Origin of the sequence: Fructilactobacillus vespulae (assembly GCF_047324295.1) — a bacterium.
GTDB lineage: Bacteria > Bacillota > Bacilli > Lactobacillales > Lactobacillaceae > Fructilactobacillus > Fructilactobacillus vespulae.
The window spans coordinates 75,555-101,757 of the sequence record NZ_CP137138.1 but is presented as its reverse complement, the minus strand read 5'-3'; the positions used below and the strand labels follow the sequence as shown (position 1 = coordinate 101,757).

33 protein-coding genes, 1 tRNA gene and 3 rRNA genes are annotated in these 26,203 nt (G+C 36.3%); 33 read left to right on the top strand and 4 right to left on the bottom strand.

Annotated features, from left to right (window positions below):
* The first annotated feature begins 19 nt into the window (after positions 1-19).
* The 12 genes from R4B61_RS00580 (at position 20) to R4B61_RS00525 (ending at position 13,393) form a co-directional block, all read left to right on the top strand.
* Positions 20-1,108, top strand: coding sequence for a sensor histidine kinase (locus tag R4B61_RS00580; protein ID WP_413628262.1), 1,089 nt, complete (start codon positions 20-22; stop codon positions 1,106-1,108).
* Between the two features lie 12 nt (positions 1,109-1,120).
* On the top strand, positions 1,121-2,398 hold the full coding sequence (locus R4B61_RS00575) for a serine hydrolase (protein ID WP_413627727.1): 1,278 nt from the start codon (positions 1,121-1,123) through the stop codon (positions 2,396-2,398).
* A gap of 116 nt (positions 2,399-2,514) precedes the next feature.
* Positions 2,515-3,294 (top strand): AzlC family ABC transporter permease, encoded by a 780-nt coding sequence (locus tag R4B61_RS00570; RefSeq protein WP_413627726.1) that lies wholly within the window; start codon positions 2,515-2,517, stop codon positions 3,292-3,294.
* 16 nt (positions 3,295-3,310) lie between these two features.
* Positions 3,311-3,643, top strand: a complete 333-nt coding sequence (locus tag R4B61_RS00565) for an AzlD domain-containing protein (protein ID WP_413627725.1) — start codon at positions 3,311-3,313, stop codon at positions 3,641-3,643.
* Positions 3,644-3,784: 141 nt separating this feature from the next.
* On the top strand, positions 3,785-4,864 hold the full coding sequence (locus R4B61_RS00560) for an AI-2E family transporter (protein WP_413627724.1): 1,080 nt from the start codon (positions 3,785-3,787) through the stop codon (positions 4,862-4,864).
* A gap of 56 nt (positions 4,865-4,920) precedes the next feature.
* A complete protein-coding gene (locus tag R4B61_RS00555; RefSeq protein ID WP_413627723.1) occupies positions 4,921-5,619 on the top strand; it encodes a 2,3-diphosphoglycerate-dependent phosphoglycerate mutase in 699 nt (232 codons plus the stop codon).
* A gap of 133 nt (positions 5,620-5,752) precedes the next feature.
* Entirely contained in the window at positions 5,753-7,225 is a 1,473-nt protein-coding gene (locus R4B61_RS00550) for an MDR family MFS transporter (protein ID WP_413627722.1), read from the top strand.
* Positions 7,225-7,989: a DUF4811 domain-containing protein gene (locus R4B61_RS00545; protein WP_413627721.1), complete on the top strand. Its 765-nt coding sequence runs from the start codon at positions 7,225-7,227 to the stop codon at positions 7,987-7,989. Before R4B61_RS00550 ends, R4B61_RS00545 begins: the two co-directional genes overlap by 1 nt.
* Positions 7,990-8,346: 357 nt before the next feature.
* Positions 8,347-9,923, top strand: a 16S ribosomal RNA gene (locus tag R4B61_RS00540).
* 214 nt (positions 9,924-10,137) lie between these two features.
* Positions 10,138-13,052: ribosomal RNA gene (locus R4B61_RS00535) — 23S ribosomal RNA — on the top strand.
* 82 nt (positions 13,053-13,134) lie between these two features.
* Positions 13,135-13,251: ribosomal RNA gene (gene rrf / locus R4B61_RS00530) — 5S ribosomal RNA — on the top strand.
* The 16S, 23S and 5S rRNA genes sit together here with 1 tRNA gene alongside, the layout of an rRNA operon.
* A 69-nt stretch (positions 13,252-13,320) precedes the next feature.
* Positions 13,321-13,393: transfer RNA gene (locus tag R4B61_RS00525), tRNA-Thr, on the top strand.
* Positions 13,394-13,513: 120 nt separating this feature from the next.
* Here R4B61_RS00525 and R4B61_RS00520 read toward each other — a convergent pair.
* From R4B61_RS00520 to R4B61_RS00505, 4 genes are all read right to left on the bottom strand, one after another.
* Positions 13,514-14,635, bottom strand: a complete 1,122-nt coding sequence (locus tag R4B61_RS00520) for a tyrosine-type recombinase/integrase (protein ID WP_413627720.1) — start codon at positions 14,633-14,635, stop codon at positions 13,514-13,516.
* A gap of 80 nt (positions 14,636-14,715) precedes the next feature.
* Entirely contained in the window at positions 14,716-15,309 is a 594-nt protein-coding gene (locus R4B61_RS00515) for a hypothetical protein (protein WP_413627719.1), read from the bottom strand.
* A 48-nt stretch (positions 15,310-15,357) separates the two neighbouring features.
* The gene (locus R4B61_RS00510) at positions 15,358-16,110 is read right to left on the bottom strand and encodes an ImmA/IrrE family metallo-endopeptidase (protein ID WP_413627718.1); all 753 of its coding nucleotides are present in this window, start codon (positions 16,108-16,110) and stop codon (positions 15,358-15,360) included.
* Between the two features lie 2 nt (positions 16,111-16,112).
* Positions 16,113-16,454: a helix-turn-helix domain-containing protein gene (locus R4B61_RS00505; protein WP_413627717.1), complete on the bottom strand. Its 342-nt coding sequence runs from the start codon at positions 16,452-16,454 to the stop codon at positions 16,113-16,115.
* Between the two features lie 229 nt (positions 16,455-16,683).
* On the opposite strand from R4B61_RS00505, the gene R4B61_RS00500 reads away from it, so the two are divergent.
* The 21 genes from R4B61_RS00500 to R4B61_RS00400 all read left to right on the top strand — a co-directional run bounded on the left by R4B61_RS00500 (position 16,684) and on the right by R4B61_RS00400 (position 26,198).
* Positions 16,684-16,881 (top strand): XRE family transcriptional regulator, encoded by a 198-nt coding sequence (locus tag R4B61_RS00500; protein WP_413627716.1) that lies wholly within the window; start codon positions 16,684-16,686, stop codon positions 16,879-16,881.
* 10 nt (positions 16,882-16,891) lie between these two features.
* Positions 16,892-17,689, top strand: a complete 798-nt coding sequence (locus R4B61_RS00495) for an ORF6N domain-containing protein (protein WP_413627715.1) — start codon at positions 16,892-16,894, stop codon at positions 17,687-17,689.
* 86 nt (positions 17,690-17,775) lie between these two features.
* A complete protein-coding gene (locus R4B61_RS00490; protein WP_413627714.1) occupies positions 17,776-17,910 on the top strand; it encodes a hypothetical protein in 135 nt (44 codons plus the stop codon).
* Positions 17,911-17,927: 17 nt separating this feature from the next.
* Positions 17,928-18,191 (top strand): hypothetical protein, encoded by a 264-nt coding sequence (locus R4B61_RS00485; RefSeq protein WP_413627713.1) that lies wholly within the window; start codon positions 17,928-17,930, stop codon positions 18,189-18,191.
* Positions 18,191-18,361 (top strand): hypothetical protein, encoded by a 171-nt coding sequence (locus tag R4B61_RS00480; protein ID WP_413627712.1) that lies wholly within the window; start codon positions 18,191-18,193, stop codon positions 18,359-18,361. The genes R4B61_RS00485 and R4B61_RS00480 overlap by 1 nt, the downstream gene beginning before the upstream one ends.
* Before the next feature lie 116 nt (positions 18,362-18,477).
* Positions 18,478-18,606 carry a hypothetical protein gene (locus R4B61_RS00475; RefSeq protein WP_413627711.1) on the top strand — a complete coding sequence of 43 codons (129 nt, stop codon included), beginning with the start codon at positions 18,478-18,480 and terminating at the stop codon, positions 18,604-18,606.
* Positions 18,572-18,739: a hypothetical protein gene (locus R4B61_RS00470; RefSeq protein ID WP_413627710.1), complete on the top strand. Its 168-nt coding sequence runs from the start codon at positions 18,572-18,574 to the stop codon at positions 18,737-18,739. Before R4B61_RS00475 ends, R4B61_RS00470 begins: the two co-directional genes overlap by 35 nt.
* Positions 18,739-19,155 (top strand): single-stranded DNA-binding protein, encoded by a 417-nt coding sequence (gene ssb, locus R4B61_RS00465; RefSeq protein WP_413627709.1) that lies wholly within the window; start codon positions 18,739-18,741, stop codon positions 19,153-19,155. The genes R4B61_RS00470 and ssb overlap by 1 nt, the downstream gene beginning before the upstream one ends.
* Positions 19,156-19,165: 10 nt before the next feature.
* Positions 19,166-19,903 (top strand): DnaD domain protein, encoded by a 738-nt coding sequence (locus tag R4B61_RS00460; RefSeq protein ID WP_413627708.1) that lies wholly within the window; start codon positions 19,166-19,168, stop codon positions 19,901-19,903.
* Complete coding sequence (locus R4B61_RS00455) at positions 19,884-20,687, top strand: ATP-binding protein (RefSeq protein WP_413628261.1); 804 nt, start codon at positions 19,884-19,886, stop codon at positions 20,685-20,687. The genes R4B61_RS00460 and R4B61_RS00455 overlap by 20 nt, the downstream gene beginning before the upstream one ends.
* Before the next feature lie 159 nt (positions 20,688-20,846).
* On the top strand, positions 20,847-21,215 hold the full coding sequence (locus R4B61_RS00450) for a hypothetical protein (protein ID WP_413627707.1): 369 nt from the start codon (positions 20,847-20,849) through the stop codon (positions 21,213-21,215).
* The gene (locus tag R4B61_RS00445) at positions 21,199-21,573 is read left to right on the top strand and encodes a DUF1064 domain-containing protein (RefSeq protein WP_413627706.1); all 375 of its coding nucleotides are present in this window, start codon (positions 21,199-21,201) and stop codon (positions 21,571-21,573) included. Before R4B61_RS00450 ends, R4B61_RS00445 begins: the two co-directional genes overlap by 17 nt.
* Positions 21,574-21,575: 2 nt before the next feature.
* Positions 21,576-21,824 carry a hypothetical protein gene (locus tag R4B61_RS00440; protein WP_413627705.1) on the top strand — a complete coding sequence of 83 codons (249 nt, stop codon included), beginning with the start codon at positions 21,576-21,578 and terminating at the stop codon, positions 21,822-21,824.
* Positions 21,825-21,841: 17 nt separating this feature from the next.
* Entirely contained in the window at positions 21,842-22,327 is a 486-nt protein-coding gene (locus R4B61_RS00435) for a hypothetical protein (RefSeq protein WP_413627704.1), read from the top strand.
* A 4-nt stretch (positions 22,328-22,331) separates the two neighbouring features.
* On the top strand, positions 22,332-22,631 hold the full coding sequence (locus R4B61_RS00430; RefSeq protein ID WP_413627703.1) for a hypothetical protein: 300 nt from the start codon (positions 22,332-22,334) through the stop codon (positions 22,629-22,631).
* Positions 22,624-22,863: a hypothetical protein gene (locus R4B61_RS00425; RefSeq protein WP_413627702.1), complete on the top strand. Its 240-nt coding sequence runs from the start codon at positions 22,624-22,626 to the stop codon at positions 22,861-22,863. The genes R4B61_RS00430 and R4B61_RS00425 overlap by 8 nt, the downstream gene beginning before the upstream one ends.
* Positions 22,856-23,107: a hypothetical protein gene (locus R4B61_RS00420; protein ID WP_413627701.1), complete on the top strand. Its 252-nt coding sequence runs from the start codon at positions 22,856-22,858 to the stop codon at positions 23,105-23,107. The genes R4B61_RS00425 and R4B61_RS00420 overlap by 8 nt, the downstream gene beginning before the upstream one ends.
* Positions 23,107-23,334, top strand: a complete 228-nt coding sequence (locus R4B61_RS00415; RefSeq protein WP_413627700.1) for a hypothetical protein — start codon at positions 23,107-23,109, stop codon at positions 23,332-23,334. Before R4B61_RS00420 ends, R4B61_RS00415 begins: the two co-directional genes overlap by 1 nt.
* Positions 23,335-23,412: 78 nt before the next feature.
* On the top strand, positions 23,413-23,832 hold the full coding sequence (locus R4B61_RS00410) for an ArpU family phage packaging/lysis transcriptional regulator (RefSeq protein WP_413627699.1): 420 nt from the start codon (positions 23,413-23,415) through the stop codon (positions 23,830-23,832).
* Between the two features lie 295 nt (positions 23,833-24,127).
* Positions 24,128-24,937 carry a terminase small subunit gene (locus R4B61_RS00405; RefSeq protein WP_413627698.1) on the top strand — a complete coding sequence of 270 codons (810 nt, stop codon included), beginning with the start codon at positions 24,128-24,130 and terminating at the stop codon, positions 24,935-24,937.
* On the top strand, positions 24,915-26,198 hold the full coding sequence (locus R4B61_RS00400) for a PBSX family phage terminase large subunit (protein ID WP_413627697.1): 1,284 nt from the start codon (positions 24,915-24,917) through the stop codon (positions 26,196-26,198). Before R4B61_RS00405 ends, R4B61_RS00400 begins: the two co-directional genes overlap by 23 nt.
* Positions 26,199-26,203 lie beyond the last annotated feature (5 nt).

Here is a 26,203-nt window from a genome sequence, read left to right as displayed (position 1 = left end):
GTTGTGGTTCGAAGGGGCCATGACTTTCGTTTTATTATTATTAGTTAACGTTGCGGTAGGAAATATCGGAATTAACTTCATTAGAAATAATCAAGGAGTTAACGACGGGATTTTTATCATTAAGCAATCGGTAACCTTTGGACCATTCCAACAACATTTATTGAGTTGGGAAGGTCTATTTTGGTTTATCATGTTATCAATTGATGCAGCGATTGTTTGGTGGCGGTTGGTTAGAATCTACAAGCGAATTGAAATTGGTCGAATTATTGAAGAATTACACTATATTTCAGCTGGCCACTACGATCACCGGATTCCCTTTCACCTATCAGGAGATAACCAACGAGTGGTAACTAGTGTGAACGGATTGGTTGATAACGTTATCAAATCTCTAGAAGATGAACGAAAGATTGAAAAGTCAAAGGATGATTTGGTTACAAGTGTTAGTCATGATTTGCGGACGCCACTAACTTCGATTATTGGGTACCTCGGACTGGTTAAAAACAAGCAATATAATTCTGAGGAAGACTTACAAAAGTTTGTTAACGTCGCTTATGATAAGTCCGAACAGATGAAAAAACTGGTTGATCAGCTATTTGAGTACACGAAAGCGAATAATTTGGTTGATCGAAAACTAGAAATTGATGCGATTAATATTAACCAGTTATTAGCCCAACTAGAGATTTCTTTTGAACTAGAAGCCAAGAAAAAAGACATTTCCGTTAAGGTAGAGCCACTCAAAGAAAATTTGATTATGCATACCAGTGCGGAATTGATTGGACGGGTATTTAATAATTTGATTACCAACGCCATTGCTTACGGAGAAGGCGCAAGTAAAATTGTGTTATCGGCTAGACCGAAAGGACAAATGGTGGAATTTCGCGTAGCTAATGACGGAAAACCGATTGCTAAAGAAGTCGTGAATAAAATTTTTGATCGTTTTTATCGTGAGGAAAATTCTCGCAATACCAACACTGGTGGTAGTGGATTGGGTCTTGCAATTGTCCACGAAATCATCAATAATCAAGGTGGTAGTATTCGAGTGGAATCAAACGAAAAAATAACGGAATTTATATTTACCTTACCAATTAATCAAACGAAAAAGAGTTAGTGGAGGATAAGAATGGATAAAAGTAATGAACTGCCGGCAAAGAGGAGCTTCCAACTATTTGTCTTAACAGCACTTTTTTCTGTGCTTGTCCTTTTTGGTTTAGGAAATAAGGTGCAAGCTGATGAACTAGAACGACCCGTAACCCCGAATCGAACTAGTGCAATGGCAATTGATGCTGATTCAAGCCAGATCATTTATCAAAATGATGCTGATAAGGTAAAACCAGTTGCATCTTTGAGTAAAATGATGACCGTTTATTTGGTAGAACAACAGATTGATAAACAACAATTGAGTTGGAATGATAAGATTAAAGTAACGCCTGCAGAAGCTTCGGTGGGAACTAGAGTAACCTCAACTAGAGCTGATCTGGAAGCAGGACATCAATACACAGTGAAAGACTTAGTGGGGGCTTCTTTAGTTGGTTCTGCCAATGATGCCGCCATGGTCTTGGGAAACCGTGTGGGTGGCGATAACGTTAAGTTTGCCGATATGATGAATAATTCGGCCAGAGAAATGGGAATCACTGACGCTAAGTTTAATGATGCCTGTGGATTGCCAAATTGGGAAAACGTGAAGCTCCAAAATCCCAATGCACCTAAGTATGCGGTTAACCAAGCCTCAACTCGTTCAATGGCAATTATTGCGCAAAAATTATTGGCTTTAGACCCCAAAATTTTACAAATGACTAGCCAACCAGAATATACGATTAAAGATCAAACTACTGGTGAAAGCAAAGTTTTAACCAACACTAATAAACTAGTTAGTGGCGGAGAAGAAGAATATCCGGGCTTGAAAATTGATGGGTTAAAAACTGGTACAACCGCCCTCTATAATGGTAATTTAGTGGCCACTACCAAAAAAGATGGTAGTAGAATCATTACGGTGGTAATGGGTTCACCTCAAGGACAACATTTTGAAGATACCGTGCAACTAATGAGTTATGTTTTTAATAACTTTAAAACGGTAAAAGTTGATAAAAATGGATTTAAAAATAACGTTCGTTCTTCAAACGGGGTACAAGAAGTATTGCCAGTTAAGTTAAAAAATGACGTTAATTTATGGATTCCTAAAAATAATAGCGAAAAACAGGAGTCGACTATTTCAATTGCTCGTGAACGTCAAAGCCAAAGTGGGGGAGTGATTGCACCCATCAAAGCAGAGCAACCGGTAGGAACCTTGCAATTTAATGATTGTGATTATCTAAATAAAAATAGTTCAACTACGGTTTACGCAGCAAGGTCAGATCGCCCAGCTGGCTTCATTACTCAGGTTCGTAGAGCAACATTCTAGTCAATTTTTTTAAATTATTTTTAGATAAATGGTTTTTTATTTTCTACGAATACAATATAATTAGAAATATAGCTTAAATATTCCTAAAATGAGATCACTATTTTGGAGGATTTCAATTGACAAAATTGTCTAATAGTCCAGAAATTCCAGCTTGGAAGAAGAATTTTAAAACTTCATTCCCATTAGATATTAGTTATATCCCAATCGGAGTGGCTAGTGGAATTCTATTACATGCTGCTGGATTTAATTTTATTAATACCTTGTTATTGTCTCTATTAGTATTTTCTGGTGGAGCACAATTTTTGGTGGCTTCAATGTTAACCATTAACTCACCATTACTAACCATTGTTTTAATGTTGTTCTTCTTAGAACTTCGTTATGCTTTGTTAGGTTCTAGTCTATCGAAATATTTACATGGGCAAAGTACTCTATTTACGCTCTTTTTTGCTGGATCTATGAATGATGAAAACTATGCGGTTAATTATTTAAAGTTCTCAACGGATAAGAAATTTACCACGAAGGATGCGTTACAAATTGAACACTGGTCTCTATTGTTTTGGACGGTTTCAAACTTAGTAGGGAATGTGGTGGGAACTGCGATAAAGATTGACTTAACGGTGGTTCATTTTGCCCTAACTGCATTATTCCTATTTATGATTGTGATGCAAATTAAGAGTTTCTTGAAGATTATTATTGCTGTACTTGCAGCTTGTTTAGCGGTGTTCTTCTTAGTAACGACTAAATCAACACTTGGTTTAGTTTGTTCAACATTGGTAGCTTCATTCATTGGTTTTCTCTGTGATAACTATTTGAAGCGACGCCGTTCGGTAACTCACCATAAGAGCAAATTGATTAAAATGTTTAAGAATCCTGCGGGAACGCCAAAGGAAGAGTAGTGATGGAGGAAGAAAAATGAGATGGGATGGTTTTCAACATTTTCTATTAGTAGTACTTTGTTTCTTTGTAGCACTCTTACCAAGATTTATTCCTTTATACATCTTTAGAACCCGTAAGATTCCTAAATGGTTTAATGAATGGATGGAATTTGTGCCCATCTGTTTGTTTACTTCGTTGGTAGTCAAAGATTTATTTATTACTAAAACGTATGATTTTACCTTACAAGGTCATTATCCTGAATTGATTTCTAGTGTGGTTGTGATTGCAATTGCATTCTGGACTCGTTCGATGGCACTTTCAGTGATTATCGGCTTAGGATTAGTATTTACATTAGCAATTTTCTTATAAAAATTAATTGAATTCACTTCCAATTATGGAGGTGGATTTTTTGTTTTTCCTCGGAGCGGCTGAAATTAAAAAAGCAGGGTTTGTGTTATACTAAGGGAACTTGATGTACGAATTTACCGATAGAATTGTGAGGTATTTGTGATGCAACGTCACTGGGAAAATTTTTTAAATAATGTAAAGTTAAGACGCTTTTGTGTGTTATTATTCATCGTCTTCATTTTATATTTTTGTCGCGATATGATGACCACCATTTTACTAACGTTTATTTTCACTTTGTTAGTAACTAAGCTAGTTTTGTTTATTCGGAAATACATAAAAATACCAATTACATTACTGGTGATGATTGTGTATATTTTGATTATTGGATTGATTGCCTTTGCCTTCGTGGAGTATTTACCAACGATTGCGGATCATGCCACGGAATATACCAAACAAATCATTAGTTTTTATCAGAAACCCAAACAAATTAGCAATCCGCAAATCCGAGAGATTGTGATTAAGTTCATGGATAGTGTTAACATTACGCACCAAATTCAGGGTAGCGTTGGCATGCTATGGGGCTATGTTACTAGCATTGGTTCAATGGGACTAGCAATGTTTATGTCATTGTTGCTAAGTTTCTTCTTCACCTTAGAACTAGAGCAGACGAAGAAGTTTTCTAAAAAGTTTTTAGACAGTACCTTTGGCTGGTTCTTCCAAGACGTTAAGTATTTTGGAAATGTCTTCGTTAAAACTTTTGGAGTGGTTTTAGAAGCACAGTTCTTCATTGCTATCTGTAATACGGTAATTACGACGATTTGTTTAGCCTTTATGGGGATTCCAGAGTTGGTTATTTTTGCCATCATGATTTTCTTGTTAAGTTTGATTCCGGTTGCGGGAGTGATTGTTTCACTATTTCCACTATCAATTGCGGGATACGCAGTGGGTGGCGTTAAGTACATTATCTATGTAGTGATTATTATCCTAGTGGTTCACGCCATTGAAGCCTACATTTTGAATCCCAAGTTTATGTCTGCCAAAACTGAACTACCAATCTTCTATACCTTTGTGGTCTTGTTAATTGGAGAACATTTCTTTGGAACGTGGGGATTGATTGTTTCAGTACCAATTTTCACCTTCTTGTTAGATGTTTTTGGGGTGCAAAACTTTGATGAAATCAGTGAAAACAAGAAGAAAAAGAATACTTGGATGAGAAAATTCTTAAAAAAAATCCGAAAATGATGTATCATTGAAGATGTAAATAAATTATAGACTTTAATTCGAAAGAGGTAGAAATAATGGCTAAATTATGTTTAATTCGTCACGGACAAAGTGAATGGAACCTAGAAAATAAATTTACTGGATGGGTTGATGTTAACCTTAGTGAAGAAGGAGTTAAGCAAGCTAAACACGCTGGTGAATTAATCAGTGAAGCTGGAATTCAATTTGACCAAGCTTACACATCAGTATTAAAACGTGCTATTAAGACTCTTCACTTTGCTCTTGAAGCAAGTGACCAACTATGGATTCCAGAAGTTAAGTCATGGCGCCTAAACGAACGTCATTACGGTGCATTACAAGGTCATGATAAAGCAGTTGCTGCTGAAAAATACGGTGCTGACCAAGTTCACATCTGGCGTCGTTCATACGATATTTTACCTCCACTATTGAGTGATGATGATGAAGGTTCAGCAACTAAAGATCGTCGCTACGCAGATCTTGACCCACGTGCCATTCCAGCAGGTGAAAACCTTAAGACTACTTTGGAACGTGTAATTCCATTCTGGCAAGACGAAATTGCTCCTAAGTTATTAGATGGTAAGAACGTAATTATTGCTGCTCACGGTAACTCATTACGTGCCTTAACTAAGTACATTGAAGACATTTCTGATGAAGATATCATGGATGTTGAAATTGCTACTGGTGATCCAATTGTTTACGATATCGATGAAAACTTAAACGTTGTAAGCAAGACTAAGCTAGACGAAAACAGATAATTAATAAAAGGGTTTAAATCTTAATAGATTTAAACTTTTTTTTATTTTAAAAATAATTGTCAAATTAGTTGACAATCAAAAAAATAATCGTATAGTGGGAATTACGTTATAAATTAATACGGAGGTTTTTTTAATGGACAAGAAACAAGCTTTAGATGCTCAAGGAAAACCATATAACCGTACCATGTTCGTGTTATTACTATTAATTGGAGCTTTCGTAGCCGTGTTAAATCAAACGATTTTAGCAACGGCTTTTCCTACTTTAATGGATGCTTTTGATATTAATACTTCAACCGTTCAATGGCTAACTACCGGTTTTATGATGGTGAACGGGATTTTGATTCCTGTTAGTGCTTGGTTAAGTACTCGGGTTAACACCAAGTGGCTATACTTAGGAGCCATGCTGATTTTTGAAATTGGAACGGTAATGGCCTTTGTGGCACCTACCTTCCAAGTTTTATTTGCAGCTCGATTGATTCAAGCTGTCGGAGTAGGGGTGATTATGCCTTTACTTCAAACAATTATGTTGTCAATTTTCCCAGCAGAAAAACGGGGAACCGCGATGGGAATGGCTGGAATTGTTATTGGGTTAGCACCAGCAATTGGTCCAACTTTGTCAGGTTGGGTAATTGATAACTATACTTGGAGAGATCTCTTTGGAATTCTAATTCCAATTGCAGGTTTGGTCCTTGTTTTAGGAGTTTTTTACGTTAAACCGGTTCTTAAGACAACTAAATCTAAATTAGATTTTCTTTCTTTGACCCTTTCTACCATTGGATTTGGTAGTGCTCTTTATGGATTTTCATCAGTTGGTGGAGACGGCTGGGGCAGCAAGACGGTTATTATTTCATTAGTAATTGGTGCAATTTTCATTGGTTTGTTTATTTGGCGTCAATTAACTATGGAAGAACCATTCTTGAACTTGAGTGTATTTAAATCACCTGAGTTTAGTATTTCGACCATGATTGCTTCCGTTGTTTACATGGCATTAATTGGGGTTGAAATGGTCCTTCCACTTTACCTTCAAATTGTCCGGGGAATGACTGCCTTTCATTCAGGTTTAACCTTATTACCAGGTGCTGTAATGATGGGAGTTATGAGTCCTATTACTGGTAAAATCTTTGATAAGTTCGGAGCTAAGAAATTGGCCATGGGTGGTCTTTTCTTATTAACGCTTGGAACTTTCCCATTCATGTTTGTTACCAAGACCACTCCGGTAAATTACATTACGGTTCTTTACATGATTCGGATGTTTGGGATGGCAATGACGATGATGCCAGTTACAACTTCTGGAATGAATGCTTTACCAATTAAAATGATGAGCCATGGTACTGCGGTTAATAATACCGTTAGACAAATTTGTGGTTCCATTGCGACGGCCATCATGGTTTCAATTCTTGCTAACGTAACTACCAATAACATGCCTGCTAAACAAATTTTAAAGATTGATCCAATTCAATATGGAAGTTTAGCGATTAATGCCACATTAAAAGGTTATGCAGCGGCATTTGCGATTGCATTTGGAATTTGTGTGGTAGCGTTCTTAGGAACTTTCTTCTTAAAGCGCGGAAATAGAACTAAGGCAGAAAGCGAGGAGGCTAAATAATGATTTTTCTATTAATAGTAGTTTTCGTCCTAGGCTTTTTCGTTTGTTGGAATTTGATTCCTAATCAAACCATTTCAAATATTACTGGGATTATCTTTGCCGTTCTTTCAATTTTGACGGTTTTTGCAGTGGTGGCTAACTTTAACAGTCATTTAGGAATGAAAAAAGCAACGGTTCAAACTACAACTCAGATTGCTTCTGTTAATCCCCAAATGAAAATGTTGTTATATCAACCAGTGGGAACCAATGGCAAGGAACAAGCAGTTATTTATAAAAAAACTGATCAACAAAAGAAACCCACTGTATCTAAACCTGCTCTAGATACTAAAAATATCGTGGAAAAGAATTCTAATAAAACAGAATTAGTTACCAAGAGTGAATACTGGGTCTACAAAAATGATTTCTACAAGACAATGTTCAGCGTGGCGCAAAAACATGAACTAATTAAAAGAACTCGGACTTTTAAAGTTGATGGTGATTATTTAGTTATGACTACTGCGCAAGCAAAAGAATTTCAAAGTAGAATTAAAAAACTAGCAAAAGAACAACAAAGTAATCCAGCAACAGCGGAAGCTGCTAAAGCGCAAGGAGAACAATTTGTTCAAGGTAAGATGATGGAGGCATTACAAAAAAATCCTGATCTAAGCGATAAGGAAAAAACGGTAATGACGAAAAAGTATACCGAAGAGTTCCAAAAAGAAATGAAAGCCAAAGCAATGCAACAATTAACTAAGCAAGTAATTTCAGAAATGAAAATTCAATAACAACTATAAACAAGCTTGAATTAGATTCAGGCTTGTTTTTTTATGGAAATAAATTGATTTGTAAATCTGGTTGACAATTATTGAAAAACACCGTAATATATATCTTGTTCGCTTGGGACAGCTCATCAATTTAAGTTTTAGTGATTTAATTTGATTGAAAAAGTCATTGACTTTTCAGGTCGAAGCGAGTATCATTAATTAAGCACTGAGAGATCAGTTGCTTGAGTAGATCTTTGAAAACTGAACAAGATTTTGATTACAAACAGTGTAAGGAAATTTTTGAACTTAGTTCGAAAATTAAACAAATGCAATGTCAATTTGCAAAAAAATAAAGCAGAGCTAGTAAAGTTCTCATTTTAAAATGAGAGTTTGATCCTGGCTCAGGACGAACGTTGGCGGCGTGCCTAATACATGCAAGTCGAACGAAGTTGCCCTAATGATTGTTGATGCTTGCATCAACATGACTCTGGATCCAACTGAGTGGCGAACTGGTGAGTAACACGTGGGCAACCTGCCCAGAAGAAGGGGATAACACCTGGAAACAGATGCTAATACCGTATAACAACACAAACCACATGGTTTGCGTTTGAAAGATGGCCTTTGTGCTGTCGCTTTTGGATGGACCCGCGGCGCATTAGCTAGTTGGTGAGATAAAAGCTCACCAAGGCGATGATGCGTAGCAGACCTGAGAGGGTAATCTGCCACAATGGGACTGAGACACGGCCCATACTCCTACGGGAGGCAGCAGTAGGGAATCTTCCACAATGGACGAAAGTCTGATGGAGCAACGCCGCGTGAGTGAAGAAGGGTTTCGGCTCGTAAAACTCTGTTGTTAGAGAAGAACGACTGTAAGAGTAACTGCTTACGGTGTGACGGTATCTAACCAGAAAGTCACGGCTAACTACGTGCCAGCAGCCGCGGTAATACGTAGGTGGCAAACGTTGTCCGGATTTATTGGGCGTAAAGGGAGCGCAGGCGGTTTCTTAAGTCTGATGTGAAAGCCTTCGGCTTAACCGGAGAAGTGCATCGGAAACTGGGAAACTTGAGTGCAGAAAAGGATAGTGGAACTTCATGTGTAGCGGTGAAATGCGTAGATATATGAAGGAACACCAGTGGCGAAGGCGGCTATCTGGTCTGTAACTGACGCTGAGGCTCGAAAGCATGGGTAGCAAACAGGATTAGATACCCTGGTAGTCCATGCCGTAAACGATGAATGCTAGGTGTTGGGAGGTTTCCGCCTCTCAGTGCCGCAGCTAACGCATTAAGCATTCCGCCTGGGGAGTACGACCGCAAGGTTGAAACTCAAAGGAATTGACGGGGACCCGCACAAGCGGTGGAGCATGTGGTTTAATTCGATGCTACGCGAAGAACCTTACCAGGACTTGACATCTTCTGCCAATCTAAGAGATTAGACGTTCCCTTCGGGGACAGAATGACAGGTGGTGCATGGTTGTCGTCAGCTCGTGTCGTGAGATGTTGGGTTAAGTCCCGCAACGAGCGCAACCCTTGTCTTTAGTTGCCAGCATTAAGTTGGGCACTCTAGAGAGACTGCCGGTGATAAACCGGAGGAAGGTGGGGACGACGTCAAATCATCATGCCCCTTATGTCCTGGGCTACACACGTGCTACAATGGATGGTACAACGAGTTGCGAAACCGCGAGGTCAAGCTAATCTCTTAAAGCCATTCTCAGTTCGGATTGCAGGCTGCAACTCGCCTGCATGAAGTTGGAATCGCTAGTAATCGTGGATCAGCATGCCACGGTGAATACGTTCCCGGGTCTTGTACACACCGCCCGTCACACCATGAGAGTTTGTAACACCCAAAGTCGGTTGGATAACCTTTTAGGAGTCCGCCGCCTAAGGTGGGACAGATGATTAGGGTGAAGTCGTAACAAGGTAGCCGTAGGAGAACCTGCGGCTGGATCACCTCCTTTCTAAGGAATAATTCGGAACCTTACACTAATCAAAAGCTTGTTTAGTTTTGAGAGAATCTACTCTCAAACTTGTTCTTTGAAAACTAGATAATATTATTTTCTGTAAAATTATATTTATATATAATTACACCGAGAAATAACCATTGTGTTATTTTGAGTTTTTTAATTAGTTATAATCGCTAAAACTCAATAATTTATAATCCGTTGGATTATAGGTTAAGTTATTAAGGGCGCATGGTGAATGCCTTGGTACTAGGAGCCGATGAAGGACGGAACTAACACCGATATGCTTCGGGGAGCTGTACGTAAGCTTTGATCCGGAGATTTCCGAATGAGGAAACTCGATTAGTGTAATGACTAATCATTGCGTAGTGAATACATAGCTGCGTAAAGGCAAACGCGGGGAACTGAAACATCTAAGTACCCGCAGGAATATAAAGAAATTTCGATTCCCAAAGTAGCGGCGAGCGAACTGGGAATAGCCCAAACCGAACCCTTGTGGTTCGGGGTTGTAGGACTGAACATCTGAGTTACAAAAGTATTTGATAGTTGAAGTAGTTGGGAAGCTACACCAAAGAGAGTGATAGTCTCGTAAGCGAAATCGAATACCCTCAGTTCAGGATCCTGAGTACGGCGACACACGTGAAACGTCGTCGGAATCTGGGAGGACCATCTCCCAAGGCTAAATACTACCTAGTGACCGATAGTGAACCAGTACCGTGAGGGAAAGGTGAAAAGCACCCCGGAAGGGGAGTGAAATAGTTCCTGCAACCATGTGCCTACAAGCAGTCAGAGCCCGTTAATGGGTGATGGCGTGCCTCTTGTAGAATGAACCGGCGAGTTACAGTTGCATGCAAGGTTAAGCCGAAAACGCGGAGCCGTAGCGAAAGCGAGTCTTAAGAGGGCGAATTAGTATGTTGCCGTAGACCCGAAACCAGGTGATCTACCCATGTCCAGGATGAAAGTGCGGTAATACGCACCGGAGGTCCGAACCCGTGTACGTTGAAAAGTGCTGGGATGAGGTGTGGGTAGCGGTGAAATTCCAAACGAACTTGGAGATAGCTGGTTCTCTCCGAAATAGCTTTAGGGCTAGCCTCGGAATTAGAATCATGGAGGTAGAGCACTGTTTGAGCAAGGGGTCCATCTAGGATTACTAAGTTCAGATAAACTCCGAATACCATTGATTTATGTCCGGGAGTCAGACAATGAGTGATAAGATCCATTGTCGAAAGGGGAACAGCCCAGACCGCCAGTTAAGGTCCCTAAATATATGCTAAGTGGAAAAGGAGGTGGAGTTGCTTAGACAACTAGGATGTTGGCTCAGAAGCAGCCACCATTTAAAGAGTGCGTAATAGCTCACTAGTCGAGTGATTCTGCGCCGAAAATTTACCGGGGCTAAGCATATTACCGAGACTGCGGACGCAACTATGTTGCGTGATAGGAGAGCGTTCTAAGGGCAATGAAGGTAGACCGTAAGGACTATTGGAGCGCTTAGAAGTGAGAATGCCGGTATGAGTAGCGAAAGATCAGTGAGAATCTGATCCACCGTATGACTAAGGTTTCCTGGGGAAGGCTCGTCCACCCAGGGTTAGTCGGGACCTAAGCCGAGGCTGAGAAGCGTAGGCGATGGATAACAGGTTGAGATTCCTGTACTAGTTAATTATGTTTGAACAACGGAGGGACGCAGAAGGCTAAGGTATGCACACGGCTGGAAATGTGTGTTTAAATCGTAAGTCAGGAGAGGAGTTAAATGCTTCTTTCCGGGTTGACAAGCGATGATGAGGATCGAAATTTAAGTAGAGAAGTACCTGATGTCACGCTGCCGAGAAAAGCTTCTAGTTAGTAATTAATTACCCGTACCGCAAACCGACACAGGTAGTCGAGGAGAGTATCCTCAGGTGAGCGAGAGAACTATCGTTAAGGAACTCGGCAAAATGACCCCGTAACTTCGGAAGAAGGGGTGCTGGCCGTAAGGTCAGCCGCAGTGAAAAGACTCAAACGACTGTTTATCAAAAACACAGGTTTATGCAAAATCGTAAGATGAAGTATATGGGCTGACGCCTGCCCGGTGCTGGAAGGTTAAGTGGAAATGTTAGCTTCGGCAAAGCATCGAAATGAAGCCCCAGTAAACGGCGGCCGTAACTATAACGGTCCTAAGGTAGCGAAATTCCTTGTCGGGTAAGTTCCGACCCGCACGAAAGGCGTAACGATTTGAGTACTGTCTCAACGATAGACTCGGTGAAATTAAGATACCTGTGAAGAAGCAGGTTACCCGCGACAGGACGGAAAGACCCCATGGAGCTTTACTGTAGCTTGATATTGGGTGTTTACATAACTTGTACAGCATAGGTAGGAGCCATTGAAACCGGAACGCTAGTTTCGGTGGAGGCATCATTGGGATACTACCCTTGTTATGTGAACACTCTAACCCTGTGCACTTATCGTGCACGGAGACAGTGTCTGGTTGGCAGTTTGACTGGGGCGGTCGCCTCCTAAATAGTAACGGAGGCGCTCAAAGGTTTGCTTAGAATGGTTGGAAATCATTCCTAAAGTGTAAAGGCAAAAGCAAGCTTGACTGCGAGACAAACAGGTCGAGCAGGGACGAAAGTCGGACTTAGTGATCCGGTGGTACCGTATGGAAGGGCCATCGCTCAACGGATAAAAGCTACCCTGGGGATAACAGGCTTATCTCCCCCAAGAGTTCACATCGACGGGGAGGTTTGGCACCTCGATGTCGGCTCATCGCATCCTGGGGCTGTAGTTGGTCCCAAGGGTTGGGCTGTTCGCCCATTAAAGCGGTACGCGAGCTGGGTTCAGAACGTCGTGAGACAGTTCGGTCCCTATCCGTCGCGGGCGCAGGAAATTTGAGAGGAGCTGTCCCTAGTACGAGAGGACCGGGATGGACATACCGCTGGTGTATCAGTTGCGCCGCCAGGCGCATTGCTGAGTAGCTATGTATGGATGAGATAAACGCTGAAAGCATCTAAGTGTGAAACTCGCCTCAAGATGAGATTTCCCATTCCTTTATGGAAGTAAGACTCCTGAAAGATGATCAGGTAGATAGGTTAGAAGTGGAAGAGTAGCGATACTTGAAGCGGACTAATACTAATCAGTCGAGGACTTAACCAAGTAGAATTAAGATATAATGGTAACTCGGAAAAGAAAAGATATTATCTAGTTTTGAGAGAACAAAGTTCTTTCAAAAAAATAGTGTGGTGGCGATAGCCTGAAGGATACACCTGTTCCCATGCCGAACACAGTAGTTAAGCTTCAGAACGCCAAAAGTAGTTGGGGGATCGCCCCCTGTGAGGATAGGAAGTTGCCACGCAAGTTTAAATCTCTAGCATTTCGGTGCTAGGGATTTTTTTTACTTATAAAATTATGGTAAGATAAACCTGCCGCTTTAGCTCAATAGGTAGAGCACTTCCATGGTAAGGAAAAGACTCAGGGTTCAAATCCCCGAAGCGGCTTAAATAAGCGTTTTAATACAACGGCAAGCAACGATAAACGTTGATATAAAGGTATTTTATTTTATAGAGTTTTATTACTTTTTATATAAATGTGTACAAAATGTGTACATAAAAAAGACACTAATTAACTTTAGTGTCTTTATTTGTATATATATTCATATCATTTAATATCGATTCAATTTGTTCATTAGATCTATTTTTATATTCATCGATTAAGTAAGAATAAGTATTAGTAGTTGTAGAAATAGTCGAATGCCCTAACCGCTTACTTATTATATAGATATCTACATTGTGGCTAAGCAAATATGCTACGTGAGTATGCCTTAAAGAATGGAAATGGAACCCTTGTTTAATTATACCTAATTCGCTTAAAGACTTCTTGAGAACGTTATTTACAGCTCTAGAACTAGGAATAGTATTAAACTGACCTTTAAAAACTATCTTATCGTCATTTGACTTTAATTCTTTGATAATATTTAAAATTTCATCATTTACTCTAACGATACGTGTTGATGATTCGTTTTTTGTTGGCTGGTATTTTCTTTCTTCAGCATTCCAACTTTTATTAATATCAATCGTCTTAAAATTAAAATTTATGTCTTCCCATGTTAATCCTTGAATTTCGCCTAATCTCATACCGGAATAAACTGCTAACAAAATCATGTATTTTGAAGCATAACGTTTATTTCTAGTTTTCTTTAAATGATTGATAAGTTGAATAGTTTCTTTTTCATTTAGATAATCAACTTTTCTTTTTTTGGATTTATCAAAAACCAAAGTAGTGCGGCTAACAAAATCTTTAGTTAATGCTTCGTCGTAAATTGCATCTTTAACACAAGCGTGAATATGAGAATTAATTTTAGCAACGGTTTCTCTTGCGTGATTGCTGCCGAAATCATCAATAAATTTTTGGTACTTTTCTCGATTGATTTCATCAATTCTAATGTCTGGCATATACTTTTTGATTGTTTTATAAGTATTTACATATTTTAATTTTGTTCTTTCTGTCACAACCTTTTCTTTGTAAGATTTAAACCAACGCCAAAAGTATTCATAAAAATATGGTGGCTTATTCGATACAAATTGTTTCGTTTGCTTATCTACAATCATTTTACTGGTAAATAGTTTAGCATCTCGCTTTGTTTTAAAGCCGGACTTAGACTTAAAGTGTCGTTTCCCATTTTTATCGTAATAATCAATTCTTGCTTGCCATGATTTACCACGTTTTATCACATCAGACATTTTTATCCTTTCCAGAACATATGTTCTTTTATCGTTTTAAATAAAAAGCCATTTCAAAATAGCTAATTATTAATTAGTTGTTATTTATTGTTTGATTCAATTTCATCTAAGCAGCCTAATAGCTCGTCGCATTCTTTGGCTAGTAAGGTGTATTTTTTTGAATCAGTCTTTGTTTCTTTGTCAATGAACTTTATTTCCCTTTGACGACCGTTTTTAGCGTTGATTAATACTGATAGATGATTTACCACTTTATAATCTTTGCCACCAGTAACAGCGCCAACAACAGCTCCTACGCCACCTGCTAAAGCTCCACCAACAACAGCTCTGGTTACGCCGTGATGTTTAGTCTTATCAGTTCCACGTTGATCTAATTTGTGACTGATAATCTCATCGAACGGTATCATTTCGATTTCGCTATTAACAGCTAAGTAGATGTTTTTATCTTTAAAATCTACATAAATGTTTGGGAAACGCTTTGCTCCATCTTCAATTAATCTACTTTTCAATTCTGTGTTTTTCTTTTTATCGAAAAAATTAACTGGTTCATAAAAAGCGTTTATTGATTCTTCTTGCTTTCTTTTAATCTCTTCTGGTGAGTTCTTAATGTGATTTTGAATGTTTTTATATAGCAAAAATCCAACTCCAAAAATTACTAGCAAAGCAATAACTACCATACATTTCTCCTTTTACAGCTTTTAACGTCAATCGGTTGTGGACGTAGTTTAAAAAGCGAAATCAAAGCCAAATCCAAAATTATAGTTTCCGAAATTATTTAACTGAATACCTTCGTTTTTTACTTTTTCATTTATTTCATCTTCATTATCTAAAGCCATTTTTCTAATATATGAGCTTTCTGGATTTCTTTTGTATTCCTCTACAATTGAGTAAGCAGAACTAGAAGTAAAATCCAATTCGTATTTCAAGAAATCTTGCAGTCTTTTTAAATTGGCAGAATAACTTGACGAAAATTCCTTTGAAAAATCATAAGTAGCTTGATATCCCTTTAAAACCATTAAAATTAAAGCGTCTGTCGGTATTTGTAATTGAGCTGCAGCAAAATTAACAACCGTTTCTTCGTAAATATCATTATCGTTGTAATCTCTATTATTAATTAAATCAGAATAGTTTTCTGCACTACTTTTTCCAGTTTTATTTCGGAAATAATGGCAAATCTCATGAAGTTTCGTGAAGTTTTGTCGACCGGTTATACAATCAGCATTGTAAACTATCAAACTAGCGTTATCGCCAACTAATAACGAACCTGCAATCCTTTTAGAAGCAATTTTGCTTTTCCTGAAGTGATATGGAGTGAATTCTATGTTTTCGGCTTCATCACAATATCTTACATAATCATTAACTCTTAAATTAGACGGTTTTAAATTCATAAAATAATAACAAACTTTATCGTTTATTAAATCAACCAATTCCTTTGATTCTGCGAAAGCATTTCTTAAGTCGTCGTAGTCAAGGTTCATACTTATTTTTTCTCCTTATTTGAACGTTTTTGCAGTCTTCTTTTAGCGAATTCCATATAATCATCTAATTCTTCTTTTAGCTCACTAACTTGATCGTCTTCTAAATCTGAAGTATCTATTCTGAAATAAGAAACAGGATCGTTATGATTTTCGTCACTTCTATTTAACAAGAAGTCGATAGATACGTTAAAAAAGTCGGCGATTTTTTCTAATTTCACTGCAGACGGCGCAGTTTTTTTCCATTTCGAAATAGCCCCGTTTGAAAAATCCAATTTTCTTTCTAATTCTGCAATGCTCATGTTCTTACTGTCAGCAAGCTTTTTTATTATGTTAAAAGTTTCCATTTTTAATCTACCTCGAATATTTTCTATTTTATCGTTGACATAGAAAAAGTTCTAAGCTATGATGGTTTATGTAAGATATTTACCGCCAAGAAAATAGTCTTACTAATAAAACAAACGGATAGCTTAGCTATTTGTGCTTTTTCATATGGTTTAATTATAGAATATTTTCTATTATTGTCAATAATAATACTAAATTTCTTAGAAAAAATAGTGAAAGGAGGGTTTGATTTTGAATATCTATTCCGCAATACAAAATATTGCCAAAGAAAAAGGTAAAAGTATTTACCGAATCGAACGGGATTTAGATTTTACAAACGGATCTATTTCGAAATGGAACAAAAGCGTTCCCAGTTCGATTAGTTTTCAAAAAGTAGCTGATTATTTATCGGTTTCAACTAAAGATATTTTAGATTTAGCAAAAAAATAGGAGGAATCAAATGGCTTTAAAAGTTATCGGAAAAGAAAAAGTAGGTAAATACGAATTCACAGGAATTGAAGGTGGATTTGGTAAAAATAAAAAAGCAATGCTAGTTAAAGACATTGCTAAAATTCATGGAACAACAATCAAACGAGTGAACGAACTAATTAACAGAAACAAAAAAAGATTTAGTAACAACGACTTAACAGATCTAAAAAGCAGCAAATATTCCGAAGTCGTTCGGAACGACCTCGGATTTACTCAAAATTCTATCAATCGTGCATCACATATCTACCTATTAAGCGAACGTGGATATGCAAAGCTACTGAAGATTTTAGATGATGATACAGCATGGGAAGTTTACGACAAATTAGTTGATGAATATTTCAACATGAGAGTAGCTGTCAAATCTAATAATACTAAGTTAATCGATAAAGATAAATTAGCTTTGATGAAACAGAACGCTGCAACTCGTCAAGCAAACGCTTTATACAGAATTGCAATGAAAGTTAAGAATAACGATGTTGAGCAACAACGATTACTAAACGAAGCGCAAAAATGTATTACTGAAATGAATGTTTTACCAGTAATGACTGAAAAAGATTACTCAGCTCAAGAAATTGGTAAAAAGCTAGGTGTTTCATCTAATAAAGTCGGAAGAATGTGCAACGAATTAGGACTAAAAGCAGAAAAAGGTCAACAAAATAAATATGGGCGTTGGGCAAATAGTAAATCAAAGAGTTCTCATAAAGAAGTGCCTCAATGGTTATACACAGAAGCGGGTTTTAAGGCTATCAAGGAGCATTTAAATGATTAAGTATTTTAAATCACTATTAGATTGCTTGTGGGAAATTGAGAAAAATCTCCACAAAATGGCAATTGAATTAAAAAGGAGGAACGAAATTGAAAGAGGAAATTCGGAAAACATTTAACAAATTTTACAACGTTATTGATCAAAAGAAACATCCAATTAGATATCTTTTATATTTAATGTTTTGTTCAGCAATCGTAGGATTAATCGGTTCGTTGTTTGTCTAATAGAAAGGAGTTAATTTATGAGTTTTGATGATGTAATTAGAGAGGCAATTACTAATATTGCTAATAAAATCATTGATGAAGTGAGTAAAGACAGAGCATTAATGAATAAGAAACAATTAACTGAATATTTAGGTCAATCTAACAATACAATAGATAGTTACTATTTAAACCACGATGATTTCCCAGTTCTGAACACTGGAAGCAAAAATGATATGTACCCTCGCAAGGCAGTTGATGAATGGATAGAAAAGCACACAAAAACAAGAAAGGAGATTAGATAATGTTAGCAATATTTACACATCCAGACTTATTTTTCTCATTATTTTTAGGAATTGTAGCTGGAGCAATCGGACAATATGTATTTATCAATAGAAAGGACTTTTTTACAGATGACGAAGACTATGACGAAGACGATTTTGAAGAACATGATTTTTTCACCTTTAAAGACTAACAAAAAAGACCCTTTAAGCTGCAACTTAAAAGGTCATGAATATACGAATGAAATATTTTTCCAACAATTTCATTCTACTTTTAAAAACAAATTAAATCAAGAAATGGAGTAGTTAAATGGATAATCAAGTAATCGAAATCAACGATAAAGCATCAATTAATTTCACACCTGCTCAAATTGAAATGAAAGGCATTGACGAATTAGAAAGTTATGTCAACGAAGCCGTCAATCGAGCTAACAGGTAGTGAAGCAGGAACAACGATTAAGTTTGCTTATGAATTAGAAAACGTAAAACAAGGAACAACTAACATTGACGAGCTAACAAAAGTTGGTAAATGTATCAAAGCCAAAATTGATGAAAAGAAAGCAGGTAAATAATGATTAACACAACAGTTTTAACAGGACGACTAACAAGAGATGTGGAATTAAGATATACGCAAAAAGGTGATACAAACGGAACATTTACATTGGCTGTTGATAGACGTTTTAAGAACGCAAATGGTGACCGTGAAGCAGATTTCGTTAATTGCGTTATCTGGCGTAAATCAGCTGAAAATTTAGCTAATTTCGTTGGCAAGGGATCACTAATCGGAGTTGAAGGACGTTTGCAAACTAGAAACTATGAAAACAAGCAAGGACAGCGTGTCTTTGTTACGGAAGTAGTAGTTGAAAACTTCACCTTACTAGATACCAGAGCCGACTCATCTAATAGAACTGGCTACCAAAATAATCAATCTAGTCCATTTAGTGGTGGCGACCAAATCGATGTCAGTGAGGAGGAACTTCCATTTTAAGGAGTAAATAATGAACGATACTTCGCCTAAATATTTTGCACAAATACCGATTGATGTAATGAGTTCAAAAGAATTAAATTCAACAGATAAATGTATTTATGGTGTCATTTATACCATGTTGAATGTTACTCATAAATGTTTCATGAGTAATGCAAGAATTGGTAGTGATATTGGAATGCAACCTAAAACGGTTTCTAAATCTATTACAAAGTTGGCTAGATTAGGCTTTGTAAATGTTGAATTGACTTACAAAGACGGAACTAAAGAAGTAGATAAAAGATATATTTCTTTAAATTTAGGGGGTATGCCCCAATTAGAGCATAGGGTCTACTCCAAACAGGGCATAGGTATGCCCCAATTAGAGCAGGATAATAGATTACTTAATAAATCAGTTGATAGAAGAGAAAGAAGAAAGCAAACAGAAATTACATTGCAAGATGTCATTTCTAATGTTCAAAAAAGTAATTTACCAATGTTAAATGGCAAAAATATTGAAGATTTACAAGTATGGTCTCAAGATTTGCCGTTAGATGTTATTAATTATGCAGTTGATATGGCAGCTGATATTAATGCAACTTCATTTAACTACGTTAAAGCTACGCTTAATGATTGGTTTCAAAAAAATATTAAATCCGTTGATCAAGCTAGAGAATATGTACTAAAAAACAAACAAAAAAACGGTTATCAAAATAATAATCAAAAATCTAATAACAAGCGTGGTGAAATTGATGAAGAACTTGGCTACTAGTCTTCCTAAACCAAAAGTTTTAAATGAAATTTGTTCAATTCATACAGATACAAAACTTATAAAGGGAACTATACCTGGACATGCAGAACCAATTTGTCCTAAATGTGTTGCTGAACAAATAAAAAATAAAGACCAGCTAGCGTTTGAACATCTTGAAAGTAGAAAAACTTATCAAAGATTATTTAATGACTCGGTCATTACCGATCCAGATATTAGAGAAATGTCATTTGATAATTTTAATGTTACTAATGCTAAACAAAATGAAAACTTTTTGAAAGCTAAACAGATTGCTAATCGATACCTTAATAAAGATTACAAAGGTAATGCAATTTTAGTTGGAAAGGCTGGTACTGGTAAAACGCATCTAGCCTATTCGTTACTTAAATATGTCAATGAAAATTCTGAACAAAAACAAGCATGTTTGTTTATTGATTTTAATGAGCTGCTAAGCAAGATTAAAAGTAATTTCAAAACACCATCAACAATGTGGCAAGAAGGAACTATGTTAGACAATATTGGTGAAGCTGACTTAGTTGTCTTAGATGACTTAGGAAGTGAAGCGAGTTTTAAAGCTATGAACAATGAGTCTAGCGAATGGAACCAACGTTTTTTGTTTAACATTCTTAATCGAAGAAACAGAACGATTATTACGACAAATTTAAGTGGTGCTGAACTCAAAGAAGTTTACAACCCAAAGATTGTGTCACGTATCAATAAAGGTATTAAGAATAACGTTGTTGTCTTTACAGATGACATGAAAGATCAAAGGAAGGACTTGTATTAATGACATTTAAAAATTGTCCAGAATGTAATGGAAAAGGTTCAGTAGCTAAAGTTATTAGTACTGGAGTTATTGAATTTGAACGTTGCCAGCTATGTAAAGAGAGAAGTTTGTACAAACGCCAATTTGAAGTAGTGGCAAGAAATTTAGCGGGGAACTGAAATGAAAATCAAAACTAAAAAAGAAGCTATTCAGTTAATTCATGAACTAGAAGATGAATATAGTTTAGGACAACATAAAAAATCAGTTGAGAACATTCCTGAATCTGATGAACGTTGGAAACAAGCGATTTATATTTTACGACGTGAAAAGAGAGAACCAAGAGTGTATCTAACATCAACTATTTATCGTGCTTACGATAACGATGACAACTTATTATTTACTGCTGCAAGCTTTAAAGTATTTGCTAAAAGAGTTCAAAGATACTTTAAAAACATTGACGGAACTCAGGAATACAAAATTAGAAATGGAATCAAGGAAAATAAATGCAATATGTCATGGGGACATATTGAGATTGAAAAGCAAAAGTAATAAATATCATGCTAAACGGCAAGAAATCGACGGAATTAAGTTCGATAGTAAAGCCGAAGCATTGTATTACCAGAATCACGTTATATTGCTTAGAAAGCATTTTACGGTACATGAAAGTTTTGAGATTATTCCTAAATTTAAAGTTGGCAAAAAGAATAAACGTCATCGAGTTTATAGCCCTGATTTTGTTTTGTATGACAACGATGGAAATATGACCAAAGTTATCGACGTTAAGCCAACTAAAGTAACAGCTGACGCTAGTTTGCGGATGACGTTATTTGAATACAAGTACGGAATACCAGTAACAGTTGCAAAGTACAACTACAGAACGAAAACATTTGAAGAAAGCGAGTTTTAAAAATGGAATTAATAGTATTTACGGCAAACGGAAGCACATATCAATTTAACGACGTAACTAATTTTAAAAATACATCTTATGGTTTTAGTTTTGATTACTTCGGTAAATCAACTCAAAAAACACGGACCGCATATTTCAACAATCAATCAACTGCTGGATATGCAATTTTAAAAGATGAAATTAAAAAAGAAGCAACTAAAGAACACAAACGTTCACAGTATGAAGGATGTAGTATTCCAAAATATGTTTAATGAAAGCGAGTTTTAACATGTCAAATAAACCAAAGAAACGAAAATGTCCAAGATGTAAAGGGATTGTTGTAGACGGTAATTTTTGTAGTATTTGCTGTTATCAATTCTTTGGTGAAGGTAAATCCTACCACAACAACCATCTTAGAGAATTACAACGTGGTAAAAGAAAAATGAGTGACAAATTTATAGTTGGAAAAGTATTTCCTAAATCTAGCGTTGCTAGTAGAGCTAGTGATAAATCAAAAGGAATATTAATTGATGGAACATATTTTGTAATTAGTAATCCTAATGAGATCGGTAACTATAACAAGATTAAAGAAGCTAATAAGCTTATTCATGAAATCATGATTGATAGAGATGGAGCGGAAAATTATCTAGATATAGATGAAATTGGATATTGGGGTATGGAAAACAAGGTGTGCAATTCCACCAAATTTATAATGGATGAAATTGAAAATAACCCACAATTAGCACCGTTAAAGCAATTCGCTGTGGAGGTTTAAGAAGATGACTAACACTTTTGACAACATCCGAAAATGGGCAGATAAGCACGACTTAAATAAAATAACCGACAAACAAGTAATTAAAGTAATGGAAGAAGCAGGAGAGATATCGAAAATCTCATTAAAAAAGATGTGTCAAAAATTGGGGAGATGTTTCAAGAAACTAATATACCTGATTCTTATGGTAGACCAACATGACTGGAATATTGAAAATTTAATTAACGAAGCATACGACGTGATTAAAGATAGAACTAGTAAAAATAACAATGGAACTTTTATTAAGGAGGCAGATATTCATGGATAAAGAGCAAGAGAATTGTAAATATTGCCATTATGCACCTGACAAAGCCGTTTATAAAAACGGTTGTTATCCAATGAATACTGATGATATCTGGACAACAGACGTTGAACTTCAATACTCCGTAGCTGGTAGATATGAAAAGACTGATAAATGGCTTTTAAGAATAGACAACGGTGAACGTGATGAAATTGAAATTAATTATTGTCCGAAGTGTGGGAGAAAATTAAATGCTTAAAGAATATCGCAAGAAAACTACTATCAAAGCTGAGCAATTTGACGGTTCGGAAGAAATGATTAAAAAGTACAGCATTGATTTTATTCCAGACTTCGGCAATGAAGATTTTTGTTATTTTTTAGATGCTACCTATGCTAATAATATGATTATTAAAATTGGAGACTATATTGTAACTGACATTAATGATGAGCGTTATGCGATTAGCGCTGATGATTTCAATAAAACTTATGAGGAAATTAAGTAATGCTAAGTGAACATGAATTCAAAAATAAACACAAAAAAGTCCACCAAATTATATTGCCACCTGACGTTTATGTACAAGTTAAATCTGAAAACGATAAGCATTTTATGAATGTGGATAAGCAAGATAAAGACAATTTCATTGAGCTAACGGATAAGTCTTTAGCAATGATGTTAAATGAAATGATGATTGAGCAATACAAAGCGGAAGCGGATAAATTAAATAATTAACTAAAAAAATGACCGCCAAAATAGGCAGTCAATATAGCAGATAATAACTATATTATACCAGTTGATGGAGGTCATTTAATGGAGCTAATCAAAGATATCGACACGGATAAAACCATCCGAAAAGCACGAAACTTTCTTACTAAGCAACTTCCTAAAATGCAGATACAAGCCAATCTAACTTCAATGAGTATTAAGTCACCAACCATTTCTGATATGCCAACAGGAAGTATGATTGGCAATTCAAATGAAGAGAAGAATGTATTAATGCTGCAACGACAAGATGATGTTAAGCATGTTCTAAAGGCGATTAAAGCATTGCCAAGTTTTGAAGGATATATTTTAAATGCGGTTTATCTAGAGCATAAAAAAGACCTCGAAGTTTCATTCGATATTGAATATAGCATGTCACGCTACCAACATATAAAACGTAAAGCATTATTAGATTTTGCTGTGGCAATGCAAGTTCACGAGTTAGATATTGTAGAGTACAAAAAATAGGAAGTTTATGATGAATTGCAGGAAGTTTTTGATGAAAGACAGGAAGTTAAAAATATACTTATGTGCAATGATGGTATTGTAGAGAAATCTATAAATTTTGTTAAGTTATCTAAGAATGAAACTGGCAACAGTCGTTTCTATGGCAACGAGAATGGACAATGGACGGTTCGAATCCGTCACTCGTTATTAGGCTCAAAAGACTATCGTGTTTCAGATTAACGTCTGATTAGTGATTACACGGTAGTCTTTTTTTATACATAAAAATAACAAATAACGGAGGTGTAGGTGAATGTAAATGTCAAAAAGAGATGACGCAAAGAATGACTATTTACTCGGTAAATCATACCAAGAGATAGCTGATAAATATGGTGTTAGTTCTGCAACAGTTCGGACTTGGAAATCTAGATATAAATGGTCTAAACAACAATCAAAAACAAAATGCAACATATCTAATGAAACGCAACAAAAAAGTGCAACAAAAACGCAACATGTTGCAACAGAAAAAATCATTGAAAATGATGAGTTGACAGAAAAACAAAAACTGTTCTGTATCCACTATTTGCGTAGTTTTAATGCTACTCAATCTTATATAAAAGCTTATGGAGTAACACATGAATCAGCATTAGTTAGTGGTCCACGTTTGTTAGGTAATGTTAGGATTAAATCTTTTATTAAACAACTTAAAAAAGATACTACCGAAGAATTGATGATTGATTTAGTCGATCTTTTAAAATCAGATATTCAACAGGCTAATGCTGATATTGGCGATTATGTAAATTGGTCAACCAGTCAGATTGATTTAACTGATGATGATGGTTTGCAAATTGTTGATAATAACGGAAAACCTATTAATAGACATATTACAGATATATTCTTAACGGATAAGGGTAACGTCGACACAAAACTGATTAAAGAAGTCTATAAAGGTAAAGACGGGCTAAGAGTTGTACTGAAAGACCCTGAAAAAGCTAAAGATAGACTTTATAAATATATTGCTGAAGCTGGTATCGGAAATGATGAAACTGATAATAAAGATAGTTTGTTAAATGCGATAAATAAGAGTGGAAAGGGAGTGTTTGGAAATGGTGACGAAGTTGAAACTTAAAACTAAATTCAAGTTTGTTCCATTTTCAAAAAAACAACTCCAAGTTATGACTTGGTGGACGCCCGAAAGCCCGTATCATGATAAAGATACAATAATTGCTGACGGTTCAGTTCGTGCTGGTAAGACTGTTGTGATGAGTCTTAGCTATGTAATTTGGGCTATGAGTAACTTTTCTGAAATGAACTTTGGTATGGCTGGCAAGACGATTGGTTCGCTAAGACGTAACGTGATTACTCCATTAACTACCATGTTGCAATCAGAAGGTTTTATGGTTCGAGATAGACGAACAGACAATTACATTGAAATAACAAGAAACGGAATAACCAATTACTTTTACTTATTCGGTGGAAAAGATGAGAAGTCGTATCAATTGGTTCAAGGGCTAACTGCTGCAGGCTTCTTTTTTGATGAAGTTGTTTTAATGCCGGAAAGTTTTGTAAACCAATGTACTTCTCGTGTATCAGTTTATAAAGGAAAGACATGGTTTAACGGAAACCCTGAAGGACCTTATCATTGGTTTAAACAAAATTGGATAGACCAATTAAAAGAAAAGAACGCTATCCGAATTCATTTCTTGATGAAAGACAATCCATCACTATCAAAGAAAGTTATCGATCGTTACGAACGTGCTTATTCAGGAGTTTTTTATCAGCGATACATTCGTGGTCAGTGGGTTGTATCAGAAGGTGTTATCTATGCTTTGTTTGATAAGAAATCAATGGTAATTGATTTGCCTGATGACACTAGATTTGAAAAGAACTGGGTGTCAGCTGATTACGGTACTCAAAATGCAACAGTGTTCTTGCGTTGGAGCTTATATAAAGATGTTTGGTATTGCACTGATGAATATTACTACTCTGGACGAGAGAGCAAGCACGATAAGACTGATAGCGAGTTACGAGAAGATTTAGATGACTTTTATGAAAGAAATCATATGAGTAAATCGGTTCAGATTATTCTTGATCCAGCTGCTGCTTCATTTAAAAAGGAATTAACTCGTAATGGTTATTTTGTTAAACGAGCTAAGAATGATGTAGTTAATGGTATTAGAGCAACCATGAGTGCTATGGATACTGGCAAGATTAAATTTAGTTCCAAGTGTAAGAACTTATTTAAAGAAATGAATGCTTACATTTGGGACACTAAAGCAGCAGATCGTGGAGAAGACAAACCGGTAAAAGAACATGACCATGCTGAAGATGCAATGAGATATTTCGTTTATACAATTCTAGAAAACAAATCAGGCTTTGTTGCTTGGTAGGAAGG

Coding starts and splice junctions, on each gene's coding strand:
- R4B61_RS00580 (WP_413628262.1), top strand. CDS start 20: ATGACTTTCGTTTTATTATTATTAGTTAACGTTGCGGTAGGAAATATC.
- R4B61_RS00575 (WP_413627727.1), top strand. CDS start 1,121: ATGGATAAAAGTAATGAACTGCCGGCAAAGAGGAGCTTCCAACTATTT.
- R4B61_RS00565 (WP_413627725.1), top strand. CDS start 3,311: ATGAGATGGGATGGTTTTCAACATTTTCTATTAGTAGTACTTTGTTTC.
- R4B61_RS00560 (WP_413627724.1), top strand. CDS start 3,785: ATGCAACGTCACTGGGAAAATTTTTTAAATAATGTAAAGTTAAGACGC.
- R4B61_RS00555 (WP_413627723.1), top strand. CDS start 4,921: ATGGCTAAATTATGTTTAATTCGTCACGGACAAAGTGAATGGAACCTA.
- R4B61_RS00550 (WP_413627722.1), top strand. CDS start 5,753: ATGGACAAGAAACAAGCTTTAGATGCTCAAGGAAAACCATATAACCGT.
- R4B61_RS00545 (WP_413627721.1), top strand. CDS start 7,225: ATGATTTTTCTATTAATAGTAGTTTTCGTCCTAGGCTTTTTCGTTTGT.
- R4B61_RS00520 (WP_413627720.1), bottom strand. CDS start 14,635: ATGTCTGATGTGATAAAACGTGGTAAATCATGGCAAGCAAGAATTGAT.
- R4B61_RS00515 (WP_413627719.1), bottom strand. CDS start 15,309: ATGGTAGTTATTGCTTTGCTAGTAATTTTTGGAGTTGGATTTTTGCTA.
- R4B61_RS00510 (WP_413627718.1), bottom strand. CDS start 16,110: ATGAACCTTGACTACGACGACTTAAGAAATGCTTTCGCAGAATCAAAG.
- R4B61_RS00505 (WP_413627717.1), bottom strand. CDS start 16,454: ATGGAAACTTTTAACATAATAAAAAAGCTTGCTGACAGTAAGAACATG.
- R4B61_RS00495 (WP_413627715.1), top strand. CDS start 16,892: ATGGCTTTAAAAGTTATCGGAAAAGAAAAAGTAGGTAAATACGAATTC.
- R4B61_RS00485 (WP_413627713.1), top strand. CDS start 17,928: ATGAGTTTTGATGATGTAATTAGAGAGGCAATTACTAATATTGCTAAT.
- R4B61_RS00480 (WP_413627712.1), top strand. CDS start 18,191: ATGTTAGCAATATTTACACATCCAGACTTATTTTTCTCATTATTTTTA.
- R4B61_RS00475 (WP_413627711.1), top strand. CDS start 18,478: ATGGATAATCAAGTAATCGAAATCAACGATAAAGCATCAATTAATTTC.
- R4B61_RS00470 (WP_413627710.1), top strand. CDS start 18,572: ATGTCAACGAAGCCGTCAATCGAGCTAACAGGTAGTGAAGCAGGAACA.
- ssb (WP_413627709.1), top strand. CDS start 18,739: ATGATTAACACAACAGTTTTAACAGGACGACTAACAAGAGATGTGGAA.
- R4B61_RS00460 (WP_413627708.1), top strand. CDS start 19,166: ATGAACGATACTTCGCCTAAATATTTTGCACAAATACCGATTGATGTA.
- R4B61_RS00455 (WP_413628261.1), top strand. CDS start 19,884: ATGAAGAACTTGGCTACTAGTCTTCCTAAACCAAAAGTTTTAAATGAA.
- R4B61_RS00450 (WP_413627707.1), top strand. CDS start 20,847: ATGAAAATCAAAACTAAAAAAGAAGCTATTCAGTTAATTCATGAACTA.
- R4B61_RS00440 (WP_413627705.1), top strand. CDS start 21,576: ATGGAATTAATAGTATTTACGGCAAACGGAAGCACATATCAATTTAAC.
- R4B61_RS00435 (WP_413627704.1), top strand. CDS start 21,842: ATGTCAAATAAACCAAAGAAACGAAAATGTCCAAGATGTAAAGGGATT.
- R4B61_RS00430 (WP_413627703.1), top strand. CDS start 22,332: ATGACTAACACTTTTGACAACATCCGAAAATGGGCAGATAAGCACGAC.
- R4B61_RS00425 (WP_413627702.1), top strand. CDS start 22,624: ATGGATAAAGAGCAAGAGAATTGTAAATATTGCCATTATGCACCTGAC.
- R4B61_RS00420 (WP_413627701.1), top strand. CDS start 22,856: ATGCTTAAAGAATATCGCAAGAAAACTACTATCAAAGCTGAGCAATTT.
- R4B61_RS00415 (WP_413627700.1), top strand. CDS start 23,107: ATGCTAAGTGAACATGAATTCAAAAATAAACACAAAAAAGTCCACCAA.
- R4B61_RS00410 (WP_413627699.1), top strand. CDS start 23,413: ATGGAGCTAATCAAAGATATCGACACGGATAAAACCATCCGAAAAGCA.
- R4B61_RS00405 (WP_413627698.1), top strand. CDS start 24,128: ATGTCAAAAAGAGATGACGCAAAGAATGACTATTTACTCGGTAAATCA.
- R4B61_RS00400 (WP_413627697.1), top strand. CDS start 24,915: ATGGTGACGAAGTTGAAACTTAAAACTAAATTCAAGTTTGTTCCATTT.